The organism is Psychrobacter proteolyticus (assembly GCF_039762275.1).
GTDB classification, from domain to species: Bacteria; Pseudomonadota; Gammaproteobacteria; order Pseudomonadales; family Moraxellaceae; genus Psychrobacter; species Psychrobacter proteolyticus_C.
This window is the reverse complement of the sequence record NZ_JBDLOB010000003.1, coordinates 304,959-324,089: the sequence shown is the minus strand read 5'-3', so window position 1 is coordinate 324,089 and position 19,131 is coordinate 304,959. Positions and strand designations below refer to the sequence as shown.

The 19,131-nt window shown below is 42.0% G+C and carries 18 protein-coding genes; 8 read left to right on the top strand and 10 right to left on the bottom strand.

All coding sequences use genetic code 11. The features are described from left to right. Nucleotides 1–3: 3 nt before the first annotated feature. From ABFV72_RS07205 to ABFV72_RS07190, 4 genes are all read left to right on the top strand, one after another. A complete protein-coding gene (locus tag ABFV72_RS07205) occupies nucleotides 4–753 on the top strand; it encodes a PhnD/SsuA/transferrin family substrate-binding protein (protein ID WP_347162983.1) in 750 nt (249 codons plus the stop codon). Nucleotides 754–877: 124 nt separating this feature from the next. After that, on the top strand, nucleotides 878–1,501 hold the full coding sequence (locus tag ABFV72_RS07200; RefSeq protein WP_347162982.1) for a hypothetical protein: 624 nt from the start codon (nucleotides 878–880) through the stop codon (nucleotides 1,499–1,501). A 140-nt stretch (nucleotides 1,502–1,641) separates the two neighbouring features. Next, nucleotides 1,642–2,256: a hypothetical protein gene (locus ABFV72_RS07195; protein ID WP_347162981.1), complete on the top strand. Its 615-nt coding sequence runs from the start codon at nucleotides 1,642–1,644 to the stop codon at nucleotides 2,254–2,256. A 399-nt stretch (nucleotides 2,257–2,655) separates the two neighbouring features. Next, on the top strand, nucleotides 2,656–3,336 hold the full coding sequence (locus ABFV72_RS07190; protein ID WP_347162980.1) for a class I SAM-dependent methyltransferase: 681 nt from the start codon (nucleotides 2,656–2,658) through the stop codon (nucleotides 3,334–3,336). A 19-nt stretch (nucleotides 3,337–3,355) separates the two neighbouring features. Here the strand turns inward: ABFV72_RS07190 and ABFV72_RS07185 are convergent, their stop codons facing one another. The 7 genes from ABFV72_RS07185 to nfsB all read right to left on the bottom strand — a co-directional run bounded on the left by ABFV72_RS07185 (nucleotide 3,356) and on the right by nfsB (nucleotide 11,253). Continuing rightward, entirely contained in the window at nucleotides 3,356–3,931 is a 576-nt protein-coding gene (locus tag ABFV72_RS07185) for a GNAT family N-acetyltransferase (RefSeq protein WP_347162979.1), read from the bottom strand. A 48-nt stretch (nucleotides 3,932–3,979) separates the two neighbouring features. After that, nucleotides 3,980–4,702, bottom strand: a complete 723-nt coding sequence (locus tag ABFV72_RS07180; RefSeq protein ID WP_347162978.1) for a nucleotidyltransferase family protein — start codon at nucleotides 4,700–4,702, stop codon at nucleotides 3,980–3,982. Further along, nucleotides 4,699–6,048 carry an XdhC family protein gene (locus ABFV72_RS07175; protein WP_347162977.1) on the bottom strand — a complete coding sequence of 450 codons (1,350 nt, stop codon included), beginning with the start codon at nucleotides 6,046–6,048 and terminating at the stop codon, nucleotides 4,699–4,701. The genes ABFV72_RS07180 and ABFV72_RS07175 overlap by 4 nt, the downstream gene beginning before the upstream one ends. 111 nt (nucleotides 6,049–6,159) lie before the next feature. Continuing rightward, nucleotides 6,160–8,598 carry a xanthine dehydrogenase family protein molybdopterin-binding subunit gene (locus ABFV72_RS07170; protein WP_347162976.1) on the bottom strand — a complete coding sequence of 813 codons (2,439 nt, stop codon included), beginning with the start codon at nucleotides 8,596–8,598 and terminating at the stop codon, nucleotides 6,160–6,162. A gap of 2 nt (nucleotides 8,599–8,600) precedes the next feature. Then, nucleotides 8,601–9,593: an FAD binding domain-containing protein gene (locus tag ABFV72_RS07165; RefSeq protein ID WP_347162975.1), complete on the bottom strand. Its 993-nt coding sequence runs from the start codon at nucleotides 9,591–9,593 to the stop codon at nucleotides 8,601–8,603. Then, nucleotides 9,590–10,261 carry a 2Fe-2S iron-sulfur cluster-binding protein gene (locus ABFV72_RS07160; protein WP_347162974.1) on the bottom strand — a complete coding sequence of 224 codons (672 nt, stop codon included), beginning with the start codon at nucleotides 10,259–10,261 and terminating at the stop codon, nucleotides 9,590–9,592. The genes ABFV72_RS07165 and ABFV72_RS07160 overlap by 4 nt, the downstream gene beginning before the upstream one ends. A gap of 335 nt (nucleotides 10,262–10,596) precedes the next feature. Beyond that, a complete protein-coding gene (gene nfsB, locus ABFV72_RS07155; protein WP_347162973.1) occupies nucleotides 10,597–11,253 on the bottom strand; it encodes an oxygen-insensitive NAD(P)H nitroreductase in 657 nt (218 codons plus the stop codon). A gap of 392 nt (nucleotides 11,254–11,645) precedes the next feature. Here nfsB and ABFV72_RS07150 point away from each other — a divergent pair, with 392 nt between their 5' ends. Further along, nucleotides 11,646–12,299, top strand: a complete 654-nt coding sequence (locus tag ABFV72_RS07150; RefSeq protein ID WP_347162972.1) for a DsbA family oxidoreductase — start codon at nucleotides 11,646–11,648, stop codon at nucleotides 12,297–12,299. Between the two features lie 225 nt (nucleotides 12,300–12,524). Here ABFV72_RS07150 and ABFV72_RS07145 read toward each other — a convergent pair whose 3' ends face one another. Further along, nucleotides 12,525–13,451: a hypothetical protein gene (locus ABFV72_RS07145; protein ID WP_347162971.1), complete on the bottom strand. Its 927-nt coding sequence runs from the start codon at nucleotides 13,449–13,451 to the stop codon at nucleotides 12,525–12,527. Nucleotides 13,452–14,938: 1,487 nt separating this feature from the next. Here ABFV72_RS07145 and ABFV72_RS07140 point away from each other — a divergent pair. Next, on the top strand, nucleotides 14,939–15,634 hold the full coding sequence (locus ABFV72_RS07140; RefSeq protein WP_160022018.1) for a haloacid dehalogenase type II: 696 nt from the start codon (nucleotides 14,939–14,941) through the stop codon (nucleotides 15,632–15,634). 123 nt (nucleotides 15,635–15,757) lie between these two features. Here ABFV72_RS07140 and ABFV72_RS07135 read toward each other — a convergent pair whose 3' ends face one another. Beyond that, nucleotides 15,758–16,888 (bottom strand): S-(hydroxymethyl)glutathione dehydrogenase/class III alcohol dehydrogenase, encoded by a 1,131-nt coding sequence (locus tag ABFV72_RS07135; protein ID WP_347162970.1) that lies wholly within the window; start codon nucleotides 16,886–16,888, stop codon nucleotides 15,758–15,760. 292 nt (nucleotides 16,889–17,180) lie between these two features. Between ABFV72_RS07135 and ABFV72_RS07130 the strand changes: the two genes are divergently transcribed. Together ABFV72_RS07130 and ABFV72_RS07125 are read left to right on the top strand one after the other, a co-directional pair. Beyond that, nucleotides 17,181–18,101 (top strand): LysR family transcriptional regulator, encoded by a 921-nt coding sequence (locus ABFV72_RS07130; RefSeq protein ID WP_347162969.1) that lies wholly within the window; start codon nucleotides 17,181–17,183, stop codon nucleotides 18,099–18,101. 111 nt (nucleotides 18,102–18,212) lie between these two features. After that, on the top strand, nucleotides 18,213–18,731 hold the full coding sequence (locus ABFV72_RS07125; RefSeq protein ID WP_347162968.1) for a DUF302 domain-containing protein: 519 nt from the start codon (nucleotides 18,213–18,215) through the stop codon (nucleotides 18,729–18,731). 74 nt (nucleotides 18,732–18,805) lie between these two features. Here the strand turns inward: ABFV72_RS07125 and ABFV72_RS07120 are convergent, their stop codons facing one another. Continuing rightward, nucleotides 18,806–19,093: a DUF4031 domain-containing protein gene (locus ABFV72_RS07120; protein ID WP_347162967.1), complete on the bottom strand. Its 288-nt coding sequence runs from the start codon at nucleotides 19,091–19,093 to the stop codon at nucleotides 18,806–18,808. Nucleotides 19,094–19,131: the final 38 nt, after the last annotated feature.

The window sequence follows — 19,131 nt, the reverse complement described above, 5'->3', positions numbered from 1 at the left end:
GTCATGACGACACACCATATGTTAATCGCCCCTGATTTTTCGCCTGATCGCTTTGCAGGCTGGCACATGTTCAATACTTTGATTCAAAAACGTGCCAACTTAAACATGCATCTCAATATCCCTGCCTCTCACGCTGAGCAAGAGCAGGTCATTGATGCTGGTGACATTCAAATCATTTATGCCAACCCTTTTGATGCAGCTACTCTCATCCGCGAGCAAGGCTATCGAGCCATTGCCCGACCTATCGGCAAGTCTGATGAGATGGTCATTGCAGCCGCAGCTAATAGCGCTATTAGCCGTTTGGAAGACATTCAAGCAGGGGCTACTGTCGCGATGGCTGACAACCGAGATGTCAAACTGATTGGCTTGCGCTTGCTAGAAGCCGTCGATATAGAAGCGTCTGATCTCAACTGGGATGTGACCGAGACCTATCAAGCGGCTGCTCGCAAAGTCATTAAAGGTGAAGCCCAAGTCGCGTTTTTCTTGGCAGAGATATTTCATAGCTTTTCACGCTTGACCAAGACTCAGCTGTCAGTACTTATCGAAAGTGACTTGGCTGATATTAGTCATGTACTCCTTGTTAAAGAAGACTTTCCCGATGCGCAAATCTTCCTAGAAGCCATCCTCAATTTGCATAACGATGACGATGGTAAAGAAGCATTGTCTGAGCTTGGCATGCCTCAAGGATTTGAGCCAATGAACGAAGAAGATGCCGAATTTATGATTGATTTGATGCAAACGTTATTGGACTAATCGCTCAATCATTGTATTGATATCAAGCGCTATTTTGCGAGATGAAGTCATCGTTTGTCGTATGACATCATTATCACTGAAGCAAGCACCGTCGTCATAATAGCGATGACAGGAGGATATTATTATGTCTGATTCAGACCTGATCAAAGAAAATGAAAGAGTCGCGCACCGAGTATTTCGGTTTTACTCTCGTAAAGTATTTTTGACACCCAATAACCGTCACTTTCATGAGCAGCGCATCAATGCAGCGTTACTGTTGACGGAGAAAGAACCGCTACAGGGTGCAGTGGCTGACTTTTTTTATGGTTGCTGGTTTGATATTCCATATGATGTAAACAATCTATTTACTCGTATCAAAGATCGTTTGTATCCTCATGTCCAGCAAGGATTTCGCGATTGCATTGATAAAAAAAGATACATCCAGCGCAATAGTATGTTGGCCACTCGTTGGAGTGTGCTGATATCTCCTTCTCTCAATGAGCAAAAGCAACGGCTGCGTATCAGCAGCGACGATGCCCGAGAAATCGCTAAAGACATCACCACTGAGCTGATGCAAGCGCGTGATGACGAAGATTGGGGTACGATTGAGCAAATCGAAAATGAGTTTTTTGCCCATTGTACTGCGCGCAATGATCGTCTCGCATTTTCGTTGGTATGGTTTCGCTTGGGTAGAAGTGATTGGCAGTTCGATGCGCGTTGGGACAACTGCCAACATCATCTCGATCAAACTATAGTCAAATCCATATAAAGCTGCTACATCGTCATCTTCACTAAGCATATTAATGTATAACTTACGCTCGGTTTCCTTGTATCGAAATTATTTGAACTCAACGATATAAAAGCCTAATTTGTCACTTATTAATCACTTTTATCATAATGGTAGTTACTATGTCTTCTTACTTAAATGCTGATAAAACCTATCTTACTCTGACGCCAGCGGGTATTTTTGAAGCGTTTTCACAGAACGAACCGACTGATGAGCAGTTGGCATTACAAGATTTGCTGTCTTATGATCAGACACTGCTCGCCGCTGACTGGCTTCAGCGATATTCTGAAAAATGGCTACAGAGCTTTATAGAACAAGGCTGGATTGAAAAGCTGTCACTGTTTTTACCAGCGCCTAACTTGCCATTGGACCAGTTTTTGCCTTATGTCGTGGCGAGCTTGTCTGGTAAACGCCGTGCCGCGATCGGCTCTGATGAAGGGTTTTGTTTAGCGCGAGTTGGCTATAGTCAAGAAGAAGCAGACATGCTCAGTGTCGCCGCCGCTGATTTTTCAGGCTTTATGCTTCGCCAAAAGCAACGTGGATGGGCGGTAGAGAGTCAGGCAATCTCGTTTTTTCAACAGGTCGACCTACTCATTCCTGAGACCAGCTTTGTGTTTTTATGGATAGATAATGCAGGCTACGTTCTCATCATCGATGGTGAGCCTTTGACCAATAGTCGTGCCTTTGTCGAGCTAGTATGGGCACTTAAAACCTCTGGATTGAGATTTCTTAACTGATTTAACTCACTTAGTTGATTCCGCTGTATCGACTGATTTGATGATCAAGCTCTATCTTTTACTCGAGCATAAGCAGTGCGCTTAGCTAAAGTTAAGCGCAACGCTTATGCTTATACGAAAATGTTCGTACCATTCTTATCTATATCACTCTTTGATATCAGCCAACTTTATGCAGCAATAACATTACTCTTAGAATTAACAATAACTTGTGAGAATTTAGGTCATACTCTCCTCATACTTAAGTATTTTCTTGCCACGACTTAAGTTGCCATAAACCCATAACCATTCAAACATCTACACAGCTTCCAATATTTTCATCATCTTTTCCAATGTTGTACCCTACCGAAATCGGCAACCCCTGCCAAACCTTGCATTCTTGCTTATTTTTTAGGACAGTTTATGACTTCGCTGACCACTGTGCGCGTGCGTTATCAAACGATTGAAATTGGCAACACCGACATTCATATTTGCACTTTGCGTGACAATCAACAATTTAGTGACCCTGACGATGAAGCGTTAAACCTGGGTATCTGCTCCGCTTCTTGGCCGATGTTTGGGGTGATATGGCCGTCAAGCTTGGTGCTGGCCAATCATATGCTTGATTACGATATTGCAGGTAAACGTATTTTGGAAGTTGGCTGCGGTATGGCGCTCTCTAGTTTGCTACTGAATCATCGACATGCGGACATCACAGCGACTGACTATCATCCAACGGTTGAGTATTTCCTTGATAGGAATACCACGCTGAATAATAACAAAGAGATTAATTTTGAGCGTTTAGATTGGGCAGAGGATAATAGCCATCTTGGCAAGTTTGATATGATTATTGGCAGTGACTTGCTCTATGAAGACCAACACATTGATATATTAGCCGAGTTCATTGACCGCCATGCTATGCCGACTTGCGAGGTCATTGTGGTCGATCCTGGTCGCGGTCGCAAAAACAAACTAACCAATAAGATGATTGAGTTTGGCTTTAGTAGTAAGCATGTAAAACCTGAAAATACTACCTATCTAGACTTACCATTTAAAGGGCATATTCTGACGTTTTCGCGAGATAATAGTATCCAAACAGAGTAAAAGACGACCGTCAATGCAATTAAGTGAGCACAGTATCCTGCCATTGCTGCCGAGTTATTTTGTACAGCACATGCTCAGCAAGTCGATGATCGCGGTCAAGCATAGGGTGAAAAAAATCCTCCTGTGTATTGGTCATACCAAGGCGCTCCATAACTAATTGTGAGCGCTTATTGATAACGGCCGTAAAGGCAACCACTTCGCTAAGTGCTAAAATATCAAACGCAAAATTTAATGAAGCCCTTGCCGCCTCTGTCGCATACCCTAATCCCCAATAGTCATTATGTAAGCGCCAAGCAATCTCGACAGCAGGAGAGAATGGCATATCGGCATGCGCGTTATTTAACCCAACCATACCGATAAAGGTATCTGTCTCTTTTAGACTCACCGCCCAAAACCCCCACCCATTATCATCAATCAGCGACTGGCATTTTTTGGCGATAGTATTACTCATGGAAGTAGTTAATAGCTTAGGAAAGTATTCCATTACTTTAGAGTTAGCATTCATCTCAGCGAATGGCGCAAAGTCGCTCGCTTGCCATTGTCGTAGGTACAGTCGTTCAGTTTCTATCGTATGTATAATTTTATTCTCTCGCATTTCGTTGTTCAGAAGGAATACTGTTCAAAATCAATTAAATTAATCAGGTTAGCTATCAAGCCAGCCTTGTTGTTTCGCATAAGCTAGCTGCTCCGGTGTGTCAATATCGTAGCTAAGTTGGTCATTATTGACCTCACCTATTTGATCAGCGGGCAATTCTCTAATTAGGTGACGAAGCCCTTTATCTCCTGTCAAGTCTGACTGCCATTGTATAAGCAGTTTATAATTGATTGCTAAAGGTAGACCTATGATATCAGATACCTTTTCAGCTTGATTTTGATGTGTTTCTAAACGTTGCCAATTGTGATAGCGACTGGCCACTACCGTCTGCTTACCCGCTAGCAAAGCAGTTAAATGTGGCTCATCTAATAATACTTGATCGACTCCCATGATGAGCACTCGTTCGATTAAAGTCGATTCAAGAGCAGCAATTGTCTCAATACCCAGACTTAAACTATGCGCCATACCGGTATCAGCTTGTGAGTTCACCACTATCTGAACCGTTGGATATTGATTGGCCAACGCTGTAATCGCACTAGCAATCAAATGATGGTTATCAGGAATGACAATGACAATAGCTTTCGGATTGGTAGTTATTGCCAGTCGAGTCATATAAATAATCAATGGCTCGCCATTCTTAATAAGCAGCTGCTTGGGTTGACCGAGACGCTGACTGAGGCCACTTGCCAAGATAATGACCGCATGGTTTTGGCTCTGTCGTTCAGTACTTTCTGTATGTTCAGCACCTTCTGTAAATGCACGCTTGCTCATACGCCACTCTGGACAATATTGGCATCCGTATGGTTACTCACCACTGGGATATTTGAAACATTGTCATATGAACCATTTACTGGAGCGTCTTGATTGTGCATGACCGCATTAATCTCTGCCATGATGCCAAGCGCAAGTGCCTCAGGGCCATCTCCACCCAACTTATAACCAATCGGATAATGCAATTTATGAATGCCAGCTTCTAACATAGTAGGATTGCTAAGGTTTATGCTAATCTCATTAATTAAACGTTCGGTACGATAGCGCGGCCCTAATTGTCCTAAGTATTTATAATTATTTGAATGCTTTAGTAATGTCGCTAAGCGAGCGCGATCTTGACTCAAGCTGTGTGACATCAGAGCAACGGCTGCGCTGTTACTAAGCTCCAGCAAAGTCTCACTGTCATCTAATGGTAGCGACATCACAGCATCCGCTTGAGGAAACCGCATACGAGTTGCATATTGTGCGCGGCTATCTATAACTGTCACATGCCAATCTTGTAGTTTAGCCATGGTCACTAGTGGCATCACATCGTTACCTGCGCCGCAAATCAATAGACGCAATTGTGGTTGCAGGCGCTGCACAAGCCACTCTGTTGTTACCTTACCGTTTTCCACCGTCACATATTCGGTATTTTTATCAGACAGCTTATATTCTGCTAATTCTTCTACAGTATTGGCAATTATGCTTGAAAGAGCTGTTTTCCCTAGTGCAGAAACACTTCCCAAACTGCGATGTTCATCTAAATTAATCCGCATCCCTATTTGCAAGTTATCCCTGTCTTGCGATATAGAACCTCGATGCTGATAGTCGTTAGCACGAATTAAAGTCGCTACAGTAATCGGCTGCTGAGTACGTCGAACATTACGGATTATCTCTAGCAATGGCGTTGCTGTCGTTAGTCGCTCAAATAATACATGCACTCGCCCATTACAGCCCAATCCAAAATTTAGCTCATCAAAGTCCGCTTCATCTAAACCGCCATCTAAATCGCTATTTAAACTGTCATCTAAACCGTTATCCGACCCATTATATATATCAGACTTAGTTTGCTTCACGCCTGCTTGCGCTTGGCCATCGTCAGCATATTTAATATCATCACCCGTCTGATAAACTTGCACATTGGCACCGTTACGAGTAAGCCAAAAGGCACGTTTGATGATGTGCGGCTCCAAGCAGCCACCACTAATCATCCCAACTGAGCGACCATCCTCACAGATGAGCATCATCGCGCCAGCACGGCGATATGCTGAGCCTTCAGTACGTACGACCGTTGCCAATACAGCATCAATACCTTGTTGCTTAGCTTTGATTGCCAGCTTAAGAATGTCAGCGACCTGATTCATAACGCCTCTTATTTGGTAGTTATTTTCTTGATAATGACGAGATATACTGCTGATTGAGTTATAAAAACCCGCTCATTAAGCGGGTTCCTGTCGTACATATGGCTTAAAAAATTACTCTGGCATCTCGTAAAGCAATTTATCAAGCGTAATCGGAAAATCATAAACACGTACGCCGACGGCATTGTAGACAGCGTTAGCAATCGCGGCGGCAGCACCGGCAATGGCCGTCTCACCAATACCTTTGATATGCATCGGGTTGGTATAAGGGTCATCCTCTTCGACCAATATCACATCTAACTGCGGTACATCAGCATTGACTGGCACATGATATTCAGCAAGGTCATGGTTACATAGGCGACCGTCACGTTTATCATGAATGACCTCTTCCATCAACGCTGAGCCAATACCAAATACCATGCCGCCATAGCATTGTGAAGTCGCTGTCTTATGGTTAAGAATACGACCTGCGGCAAATGCGCCTGTCATGCGTTTTACACGAATCTCACCAGTGACTTTATGCACGGCTACTTCAGCGAAGTTTGCACCAAAAGAAGACTGACGATACTTCTTACCATTCTTACCTGGCTTTATCTGGCCTTTGGCGCTGACTTTTTGCTCCTCATAGCCTGCGATCACGTCAGCAAGCGTGTATGATTCTATATTGTCAAAATCATATTTTTCTGACGATGACTGTTTTTTTAATACATTCTCTGATAGTGAAATTCCTGTCGTTTCAGATATTTTATCAATAGTGCTATCCGCGAACGCTTGACCGTTTTCTTTGGTTGCCTCTATCGCTGTCAGATCGTGCTTACCTACTTGCTTAATGTGACCATTATCTAGCTGAATCGTATCAGGGTATAGACCCACTTTTTCTGCTAGCATTTCACGCAACTGTTCACAGGCAAGATAAACACCACTCCCTGCACTTGCAGCGCCCCAGCTACCACCAGAACCTGATGCAGGCGGAAGGGCACTATCACCCAGTTTCATCTCTATATGGTCAATGGGCAGACCCAATAAATCTGCAGCTATTTGAGAGAACACAGTATAAGACCCTGTACCGATATCCGTCATGTCTGTCTCTATAATGGCTTTGACACCGAGTTCTTTTGATGTGTCTACTTGCAAGGTGGCGCGTGCCTCAGAAGATTGCAGTTGGTTGCCACGTGCCGCAGCAGCCATGCCCGTCCCTATCCACCAGTCGCCTTCTAACTGACTGGCAGGCTTTGCGTTACGCTGACTCCAACCGAACTGCTCAGCACCTTGCTCCATACACGCAATCAGCTGGCGCGTCGAAAATGGAATGTCTTTACTAGGGTCTTTTTCGGGTTCATTACGGCGGCGCAGCTCTATAGGATCAAGGCCTAACTGCGCAGCCAATTCATCCATTGCACATTCAACAGCAATCATACCGACCGCTTCACCAGGCGCACGCATAGAGCCTGATAGCACTTGGTTCATATCAACCATTTCGTAATTTACACGGCGATTTTTACCATTGTATAGATAGTGCGTAGACAAGGCAGTTGGCTCAAAGAACGCTTCGTCTGGCAAATTACTAGAAATGGTATCGTGAATCAACGTATCAATAACGCCATCTTTGTCACAGCCGATTGCAATGCGCTGACGAGTGTTTGATCGTCTGACTGTCGCTTCCATCACCTGTGGACGGGTCATGGTAATCAATATTGGACGACCAAGCTCTTTTGACGCAATAGCAGCGGCAATAGATTCAGGTGCAATACCGAGCTTGCTACCAAACCCACCACCGACATAGTGCGCGATCAACTGAACTTGATCTTTGTTTAAATTTAGCGCATCCATCACTTGCTGCTTACAAGACGCAAGCATTTGATTGGCCGTGTAAAGAACGAGTTTCTCACCTTCCCAATGCGCCAATGTTGCATGTGGCTCCATCGCAGAGCTATTTTGACTTGGCGTATGATAAAAGCGATCAAGTGTTACCTCAGCATCAGCCAATCCTTGCTCAGGATCGCCTTGGACATAATTTTTGTCAGAGCCTTTTTTTTCATCGACAGCATGGGCGTTGGACAACTCTTTGGTAAAATTCAATGCCGCCTGATCAGTCTCATCTTTATAAGTGACTTTAAGCGCATTCGCTCCTTCCGTTGCTGCCTCAAAGGTTTCAGCGATGACCACTGCAATAGGCTGACCATGATAAAAAATCTCAGTCGCTCCCTGCTTCGGCGCTTTTTTTAATCCGCCTTGCTGAGAATTACGCAAAAAGTGCTTAGAGTCTGTCACGACCTTGATAATATTAGGAATGCCATCTAAAGAACTGCTATCGATATTTTCGACTTGTCCTTTGGCAATGGTCGCACCGACCAAGACACCGTACGCTTTATTGTCTAAATGGATTTCGGTACTATAATGCGCTTGACCACTAACTTTCAACGAGCCGTCAACACGATTAATTGGCTTACCAACCAGTTTACTCGCTGTTGTGCTAAATAAAGACTCAACAGGTTCATCCATGGTCATTTTTTTGGTCGGTTCTGACTGAGTGATTGATTCAAATAATGACATGATTATGCTCCCTCGCCCGCTAGTGCGCGCTGAATGACTTGTTTTAGTAGGCGACGCGTCAACGGTATCTTAAAGTCATTTTGACCATTACCTTTGGCATCATTCAATAACAGATCGGCAGCTTGCGCGATAACGTCATTGTTGCCATCGGTACCCGTTAACAGTGATTCAACTTCCTCGTTACGCCATGGCTCAGTACCGATACCACCAAATGCCAATCGTACCGTTTTCAGATTGCCGCTATCATTAGCGTCTATCACTGCAGCACAGGACACAAGCGCAAATGCATAAGAGGCGCGATCGCGAACTTTGTCATAGGTGTGCATACCTTTGATAGGCGCAGGTAATACAACATGAGTAATTAACTCGCCTGCCTCTAATACGTTTTCGATATGCGGCATATCTTTTGGTAAGCAATAAAAGTCCTTTACATTGATAGAACGAGTCGATCCGTCAGCTTTAACTGTCTCGATAGTGGCATCCAGCAAGCGCATCGCCACTGCCATGTCAGATGGATGCTGAGCAATACAGGCATCGCTCGTACCTAAAATAGCTAGCGTACGGTTCTCACCATTGATAGCAGGACAACCTGTGCCCGGTTCACGCTTGTTGCATGCGCTATCTGTCTGGTAAAAATAATAACAACGTGTGCGCTGTAAGAAGTTACCGCCAGTCGTTGCTTTATTGCGCAGCTGTCCAGTCGCTCCTGCCAAAATCGCTCGGGATAATACGGGATAATTTGCAATAACTTCAGGATGCGCCGCCAAATCACTATTGGTCACAAGCGTACCGATGCGCAAACCACCCTCGGCAGTGGTTTCAACTTGCTCTAATTCTAAACGGGTAATATCGACCAATTTGATTGGCGTCTCAATCTCCAATTTCATCAAGTCTAGTAAGTTGGTACCGCCTGCGATAAATGACGCATCTTTGGTACTGGCAGATATTGCCGCTTGCTCTGGTGCATCAGCACGACTATATTCAAAGCGTTTCATGAGCGGCCTCCTGTTATAGCAGTTGCTGTCTTGTTATTCGCTGAGGTCTTACCAAGTTGCGCCTCGCTCGGTGGCGGTGACCAGATACCTGTCACGCTTGAGTTTTGCACTGCGTTGTCCGCTATTTGACTACTAGGCTCTGGTACTTGACTCTCCGATACCTGACTCTCAAGCACTTGTGAAATGGCTTTAATGATATTTGGATAAGCTGAGCAGCGGCAGATATTACCGCTCATGCGCTCAGCAATTTCTTGTACAAGGCGACCATCAGGATTTTTCAAGTCGGTGCTCACATGGCTTGGCCAGTTTTGCTTTACTTCTTCTATCAATGCGGTCGCTGAGCAAATCTGACCAGGCGTGCAATACCCGCACTGAAAAGCGTCATTATCCTTAAATGCTTGCTGCAATGCCGATAATGACTTTGGCATTCCAATGCCTTCAATTGTTGTGATGTCATCACCATCATGCATAACAGCGAGTGTCAGACAGGAATTGACCCGTCGTCCATTGATGAGCATGGTACAAGCCCCGCATTGACCATGGTCGCAGCCTTTTTTGGGTCCAGTAATTTGTAGGTGCTGACGACAGACGTCGAGCAGTGTCGTACGAGCGTCAAGATTTTCAAGCTGATAATCTTGCTTATTTATTGTTAAGGTCAAAGTAGACATGCTGGCTTCTCGCTGGCAGATGAATATAATAAAATGGTGAAATACGCTTCAAAATGACAGCGTCAATAAATTTATTATGACGTATGAAAAAAGTTGTTTTGTTTTTACTTTGTAGGGATTGCAGTGTAGTTTCTAATCTGCGATAGTGTCGAAATGTTAGCGCTGCTAATAGGTGGTATGTTTTTTATCCTCAGTTTTTAACGTTATTTCAAAGAAAATCTGGCTAAAAAAAGCCCCATAAACAGTTAGTTTATGAGGCTCTTAGATAGACTTTTTACGTATAGTATTTAGTAGATATGTCTATTAAAAATGTTCTTTGCTTAGATAATAACTGGCTAGGCTTTCGTGATAATTGTTTCTTCATCAAAACGTGATTTTGGCAGCTCAGCGTTAAAGTCATCTTTACTACGATAACCAAGTGATATGACTGCCACAGCGGTGTAGCCTTTACTACGTAAATCAAACTCTTCATCAAGTGCTTTCAAATCCGCCCCTTCCATCGGCACCGCATCAATACCTAAGGTTGCAGCCCCTAGTAGCAAAGCGCCCATATTGAGATACAATTGCTCTATCAACCAATGTGGCTCGTCCTTTTGCTCATAACGACGAATGTCCAAAAACATTTTACGCGTCTGATGCATTTGCTCTTTAAATTTTGGCTCTGCGAAACGACCATCTGCATCTTCTTTCTCTAAGATGTCATCCAAAAACTCATCATCAGCATAGACACGGCTACAGAATACAATAACGTGCGAGGCACCTTTTACTTTGGCATCGTTGAACTCGTACATGCCCTCCGTGCCTTTTGCGATTCGGGCTTTACCAGCTTCATCATCAGCAATGACAAAATGCCAAGGCTGAATGTTGGTACTCGAAGGACTGAGGCGTAGAATATCCTTTAGACTTTGGAAGTCTTCTGCTGAGATTTTCTTATTGATATCAAATTCTTTTGTGCTATAGCGCCAGTTCATTGCTTCAGTGATATTTTTCATCTGTGACTCCGTTATTGATATTAGTTTTTTATTCTTTCTTAGAATTTTTCTTCTTCGATTATCATTTCAACGAAACCACTTTAAATAAAAAGCTATTTTATGACCATGCTTGCTTGGTTAAGTATTCGTAGGTTTTGTTATGACTGAGTCAGCGTATTGCAAAAACGCCTACTTTCTTATTAGTAATGGTTACAATTACGCTACCGAATTGGCGACACCGACTGCGCAGACTACATTGTAATCACTTAGTCATTCTCTTAGTATGAACTGACTTGATATATGGTAACTAGTTATAATTGTCTGATAACTAGGTATATCTGCTTGATTCCAACTGATATGCCTCTATCTATACATCTCAAATAAAACATACATAATAATACCCGCGAGGAAATATGAGCACATCAGAAAAACCACTCCGAATAGATATCGTCTCAGACGTCGTCTGCCCTTGGTGCGTCATCGGCTATCGCCAATTAGCAGCAGCACTTGAGCAAACCAATACTTCTTATACTATCCACTGGCATCCGTTTGAGCTAAACCCAAATATGCCAAGCGAAGGTCAAAACCTACGTGAGCATATTATCGAGAAGTACGGCTCTACTAAACAAGAATCAGATGCTAGTCGAGTCAGAATGACTGAAGCTGGACAGGAAGTTGGCTTTGAATTTAATTTCAATGATGACACACGTATGCACAACACCTTTAACTTGCATCAGCTACTACATTTCGCTGATCAACAAGGCCGCATGCATGAGCTAAAGCAAGCCTTGTTTGCCGCGCATTTCACCAACAACAGAGATATCTCAGATATCAATGTGCTTGCCGATATTGCAGCAGAGACTGGGCTTGATCGTAGTGAATCATTGGCAGTGTTAGAAGGTCAATTTTTTGCAAAAGAAGTACGAGCAGAAGAGCAGCATTGGCAACAGCAAGGCATCCAAAGTGTACCAGCGATTATCTTTAATGAGCGTCATCTGGTCAGCGGTGCGCAAGGGGTCGAGAACTACATCAGTATCTTAGAGCAATTGGCCAATATGACTGAGTAAACCACCTGACGTTATAAAAATGTCACTCTATAAAAGGATGCTTTATGTCTTCTGATACTCGTCTTTAATGTTAATAAGTTCTTACTTCATAGAAAATGCTATTCCAATGATAGGAGTAGCATTTTTTATAGATTTAGGCCGTGTCCTTATTGCACAGAGGTTCATAAAAATCAGGTCGCTTGGTTATTTACATTTAGGTAAATAACACGTCTTATATGAAATTTATCAGATAAAGTGTGGAGCGTGTATAAATTTAAAATCAGAATCTAAAACAATATTGTTAACTAACATCCGATTTAAAAGCAATGCATTTCCTATTTCTTCTAGAACCTCAATTTCAACAATTGCACCTTTGTCAATCTCTAAAAACATCTCATCAGGTAATTCTTTTGCGATAATATTCAATTTTTTCACAAATGTATTTTGTTGCGCTATTTTGATTATAGACTGAACATTCACATCAAACCTTGTAAATAAATAACTTCTCAAATATTTTGCCCAGATGACAGCTGCCATATTTTTATCCATATGGTGATCTCCACGCTTTTTATTTCTATATTTGACATGGGTAAATTTAGTATTACTGTTTATAAAATCTATTGTAGGATCGATAAAATCAATATTTTTCAACATGCAGTATTTTTCAAGCTCTTTATTAAAATACAATGTGAGCTCTGTGCGCTCTTTAAAGTTAGCATCAACCTGACGTCTTCTTAAAGATATTATCTCACCTACATGATCATCATCACTTATAGTTGGTAAAGTTGCTGATGTAACAATAATATTGTTAAATCCTTCTAGTTTTAGCTCACTAATAAAATTCATATATATATCTATTGTTTTTGTACATTCTGACTTTATATCACTTCCGTTTTTTTTAGCTTTTAGCCACATCAAAATACCGCAGTCGACCTCGCCTAAATGCATAAATATATAACTATTTTTAGGTTTATTTACTAAAAAATCTTTATATGTTTTTGATGCAGCTGTAAATGAATTGGGGTTTTTCAATCCTGAAATTGTAGCACCATGAGCAATGCAAACATCACCTACGAATGGCTTTAATAAATTTTTTTTAATTGAATTTAAAAAATACATTCCATGACTATCTGTTAGAAAAATAAGCTTCGGCAATTTCTTTATTGAATTCATTTCAGTTCCTTTTTTATCAAAATTAATATATAGCTAACGAACTTAACAACTATCACAGATAAATCTCCATATGAAAACAGCGTTTCAATACAACCTATACGTCACTTCTTACGTTCTTGTGTGAACCAAGCCCATGTCCATTTGATAGGGTTTAAATCACAGCTATAAGATGACAACTATAGAATATCATGACCTTCTTGTTCAATAACTTGCTAAATATCTCATCCGTTATGGAAAATTGCATTATCCATAACGATAAATCTACCGTTATGCAGCTGTGGCAGTGAAAGTTGTACTACCCAGCTGTAAAAGATATTGTTATCGTATAATCCCACAGCAAAGAGCTGATTGATATTTATTAACACTAGCAACCTAGTCTTATCAGCTTTCGTGTAGCTTTTTTTGAGCGACAACAAGACGCTTGAAGGTTTTTCCTGTGCTTTCTTAGATGCAGTTAAACCATTGTTATCTCTCATATTTATAAGCATCGGGATAACTAACGACATTTTTTCTAATGCTTTATTACCAATCTTGCTAGCATTACAGTAATAATTTTTCTTTGGAATATTCTTTCCAGCCTTAGACTATTTTAGTGCTAACACCAAAATCTTTAGTAACGCAGCATCCTATTTTCCCTAATGCAATCTTATCTTGTACGAGGTATCAGAAGCCAACTGAATATGTTGCTTAATTACTGTAATGATTTTTTGAGTATGTTATAATTCAGTCTTTATAAAACCGATACAATCTGTATCATAAAAAATTTAGCTAAGCTATTCTCAATCTAACCTTGGCACAGAAACTTTGCTGACGTTTATTTTCTATTTATAGAGTTGAAATCAGGGTTATAAAATAGTGAAAATAAAAGCATTTTACCGTGCCTATAGAGTGGTTTTTGTACACGGTTATAAAAACTAGCGTTATTCATTATAATCACACACTTGGTCAAGGTATCTGAACTAGCGTTCACTTCCACCAGCCTTAAATTATATTGTCATTGGTATTCTTCTCGAAGCAATTCATGCAAGCAGCTTTTTTCCATAAAGAATACTAATAGCCTTGGCACTTTTTTTTTGCCTGTTAGTTATCGCACTTAGTGCAACGGCTATCGATTGGTTGTATCCGCAACAACAAATATTCTCACGCTCGAAGCCACTTTCAAATCTACATACAATAGGAAATCCTTGAGCGATGTTGTCGTTAAGTTTTTTAGATGTTTACCTCTTTTTACTAGACATCATTCTGAATGTTCCAAGGTCTTTTTTGACTGATGTCAACTAACAAGCTTTAAGTTCGAATCAGCGCCTAACTTCCTATAGTTAAAACACTCACTAGGTTCATACACATAATGCTCAAGGTACTGTTTGATACTTTTCAGTACTGGACCATCAAGTATTTTTGTCAGTGGTTTATTACGAGTCAGTTTGATACTAAAATTTTTAAGCCAATACTGTAGTGTTTTTAGTAATATAATAAAAGGATACTTTATGTCTTCTGAACGCTTTCCCTCGATTATTGTGTTCGACGTCAATGAAACATTGCTCGATATCGACACGCTAACGCCTTTATTCATGCGCGTCTTTGGTAAGCAAAGAGTGCTGAGAGAATGGTTCGCTCAGCTAGTACTGTACTCGCAAACTATGACATTGTCTGGCCTCTATACGCCTTTTGGTGAACTTGGCGTTGGTGCTCTGCAAATGGTTGCTGATATCAGACAAGTGACTTTGACAGACGCCGACATCAATGAGTTCAAAGAAAGAATGAGCGCGTTGCCGGCTCATCCTGATGCTGCACCAGCACTGACTCGTTTGCGTGATGCAGGGTTTCGACTGGTTACGCTGACCAATTCAGCAAGCAGTGCATCCCCAACGCCATTAGAAAAAGCAGGTCTCAGTCAGTACTTTGAGCAGCACTTCAGTATTGAGACTGTTGGCAAGTTCAAGCCAGCACCTGATACTTATCAATTGGTGGCTGATACGCTAGCTGTTGATACGTCAGACTTATGTCTTGTTGCCTGTCACCTCTGGGATACTATAGGTGCACAAGCGGCAGGTTGTCGCGGTGCATTTTTGACCCGTCCCTATAATGCAATGCTAAACGCGCCAAATGTACCAGTTCCTGATTTGACCGCATCGGATTTATCGACACTAGCGGATCAAATCATTAGCAAAAAGAGTGCTTGAGACTTTCAATCACTAAGCTATGTGTGGAAATAATATTAAAAAAGGCTGCCTCAATATCGAAGCAGCCTTTTTATTTTTAACAAAGCATTTCTAAGACAATAATGTCGTTGCTGCCATCATTGATTACTCTGAGAAGTGTACAACTGTACGGATACTTTCGCCTTTGTGCATCAAGTCAAACGCTTCGTTGACGTCTTCTATTGGCATCGTATGAGTGATGAAGTCCTGTAAAGGAATCTCACCCGCTAGATAACGCTCGACATAACCTGGTAGTTCTGTACGACCTTTTACACCGCCAAATGCTGAGCCTTTCCAGACTCGACCAGTCACTAACTGGAATGGACGGGTTGAGATTTCTTGTCCAGCGCCAGCCACACCGATAATGACCGACTCGCCCCAACCTTTGTGGCAGCACTCTAGCGCTGAACGCATAACATCGACATTACCGATACATTCAAACGAATAATCAACACCGCCATCGGTTAGCTCAACGATCACTTCTTGAATCGGCTTGTCGTAATCTTTCGGGTTGATACAGTCAGTTGCCCCTAGCTTTTTGGCCAACTCAAACTTGCTTTCATTGATATCAATCGCGATGATACGGCTGGCTTTTGCCATGGCAGCACCGATGACCGCTGACAGACCAATACCGCCCAGACCAAAGATAGCCACTGTAGCGCCCTCTTCAACTTTTGCAGTATTCATGACTGCGCCCATGCCGGTAGTTACGCCGCAACCAAGCAAGCAGACTTCCTCTAATGGCGCTTCTTTATTGACTTTAGCCAAAGAAATCTCTGGTAAAACTGTGTATTCAGAGAAAGTTGAGCAACCCATATAATGGTAGATCGGTTCGCCGTCTTTATAAAAACGTGTAGTACCATCTGGCATCAAGCCTTTGCCTTGAGTCTCGCGTACTGCCGAGCAAAGATTGGTTTTACCTGAGCGGCACATTTTACAAACGCCGCATTCTGCCGTGTACAACGGAATGACATGATCGCCGACCTGAACACTGGTCACGCCTTCGCCAACTTGCTCAACGATACCGCCGCCTTCATGACCCAAAATCGCAGGGAATACGCCTTCTGGGTCTTCACCAGATAAGGTAAAAGCATCTGTGTGACAAACACCACTGGCAACGATTTTTACCAATACCTCGCCTTTGCGCGGTAGCATGATGTCCACTTCTTCGATAGATAGTGGCTGCTTTGGACCCCACGCGATGGCGGCTTTTGATTTAATAAATTTATCTGACATAAAAATCTCTCTTTTTAATTGATTGTTATTTATGGGTGACGACATAACAGTTTTGTTATAAGTACAAGCATTTTTGAAAGTTTGCTAGCGCATCTTATGGATTTTAGCAGTCACTATATCCACAGTTAAAACAAATGAAGATAGACTGAGCTTATCTCGCCTGCCCTCTATAGGCAAGCATCGATGACAGTAAAACACCATCTGTTTACATTGATACTAACCATTATATTTATTTCTGAGCGGATAACAATATGCTATATTTGCAAATATCTTTTACATATTGGTAATAATCATGCGTTGGGAAGGGATTAGTGAGTTTGTGTATGTCGCAGAATATGAGAGCTTTACACGTGGTGCAAAAGAGCTGGGTATCTCGACGGCACAAGTCAGCCGCCAAATTAGCGCGTTAGAGAAACGTTTAAATATAAAGCTGCTATATCGAACCACACGCAAGGTCTCATTAACCGAAGAAGGACGTGTATTCTATCAGCACTGCCGCAGTGTGCTCGATGGCTTGGATGCTGCTGAGCAAGCCGTAAGCAACTTACAATCAAAGCCCCAAGGCAGGATAAAACTAACAGCGCCCGTTACTTATGGTGAGCAGCAGTTATTACCACTCATCAATGATTTTATGATGCAATATCACGATATCGAAGTGACTGCCTTTTTGAGTAATCAGAAAATAGACTTGATTGAAGGGGGTTATGATTTGGCCATTCGTATTGGCAAATTGCATGACTCGACGATGATGGCAAAGAAACTTAGCCTGCGTACTAACTTTGTCTGCGCTGCGCCCTCTTATCTAAAAAAACACGGCGTACCACACCAACTGAGTGATTTAAGTCAACATAACTGCCTATTGGGTACTCGTGATTATTGGCACTTTATAGATACTGCTAAAGCAAAAGAGAATAGCGATACTAATGATAAGACGGACAACCAACAAACGAGCGTAGAAAGGAACCTGCGTGTCTCTGGTACGGTGCAATATAATAGCGGCTATAGTCTGGTCGATGCTGCGCTAAAAGGGTTAGGTATCGTACAGCTACCTGATTACTATGTGCAAAAGTACTTAGCGTCCGGCAAGTTGGTCAGTTTACTTGATGACTATAGAGAGCCCGAAGAAAGCATTTGGGCCATTTATCCGCATAACCGTCATTTATCACCAAAGATTAGGCTACTCGTAGATTATCTGGTAGAACATTTGGTTTAACGTTCTGTTAAGACGTATTGCAATCACAAACCTGATTACGCACAATGAATATTCGATGTTGCTCATTATAGTTAGGACTGACCATACTACAGATAACTTAAAGGTGTAATTATGATTAAAATCGTCTCTATCACTGCGCTAGCAGTGGCCGTTTCCTCTTGTGCCAGTATCGATACGCTGTTGGATAAAACCAATAGCACTGGTGCTATGACAGACACCACAACCTCTATCAATGCCGAAAAAGGCTTGGTAACTTTACAGAGCAATCACTCCGTCCAAGATACCGCAGACAAACTGGTTTCAGTTATCGAAAGCAAGGGTATGAAAGTATTTGCACGAGTCGATCATCAGAAAAATGCACAGAGTGCCGACTTATCATTGAGACCAACGCAAGTCGTTATGTTTGGCAACCCTAAAGCGGGTACGCCATTAATGAACTGTGAGCAAACCGTTGCCATTGATTTGCCGCAAAAAATCTTAATTAGCGAAGATGCTGATAAAAGAGTATGGCTGTCATATAACAACCCTGACTACCTCAAGACACGCCACAATATAAAAGGTTGCGATACTGAGATTGCTAATATCTCAAAAGCACTTAACGCTATCAGTACTGTAGCAATAGCAAAATAATGTGTTTGGTATAGTTGAATAAATAAGTGAACAGGCAATTGAAACATTACTTATTTACTTGAAAATCCCTCATATTAAGAATGACTAGATTGCTCTATCTGGTCATTCAACTCTATTTTTAATTTCTTTGCACACTCGATAATCTTTTTTCTATTGGCAGGAATAGCACCTTGTGCAATAGCGATTTCACGCATTTGAACCGTGATATCATAATGAGGATAGCTAGCGTTACGATGAAATAGGCGTGCATCCACATCAATAAATGCCGCAAAATCATGCAGCTCTTGCAAGCTATCCGCCAGCATATGGCACCACTTATGGCCTTTGAATTTTATCTGCACAAAATCTACATATATCGCCATATAACCGCCTCTCTACTTATTCACTGATTCGCTTATCT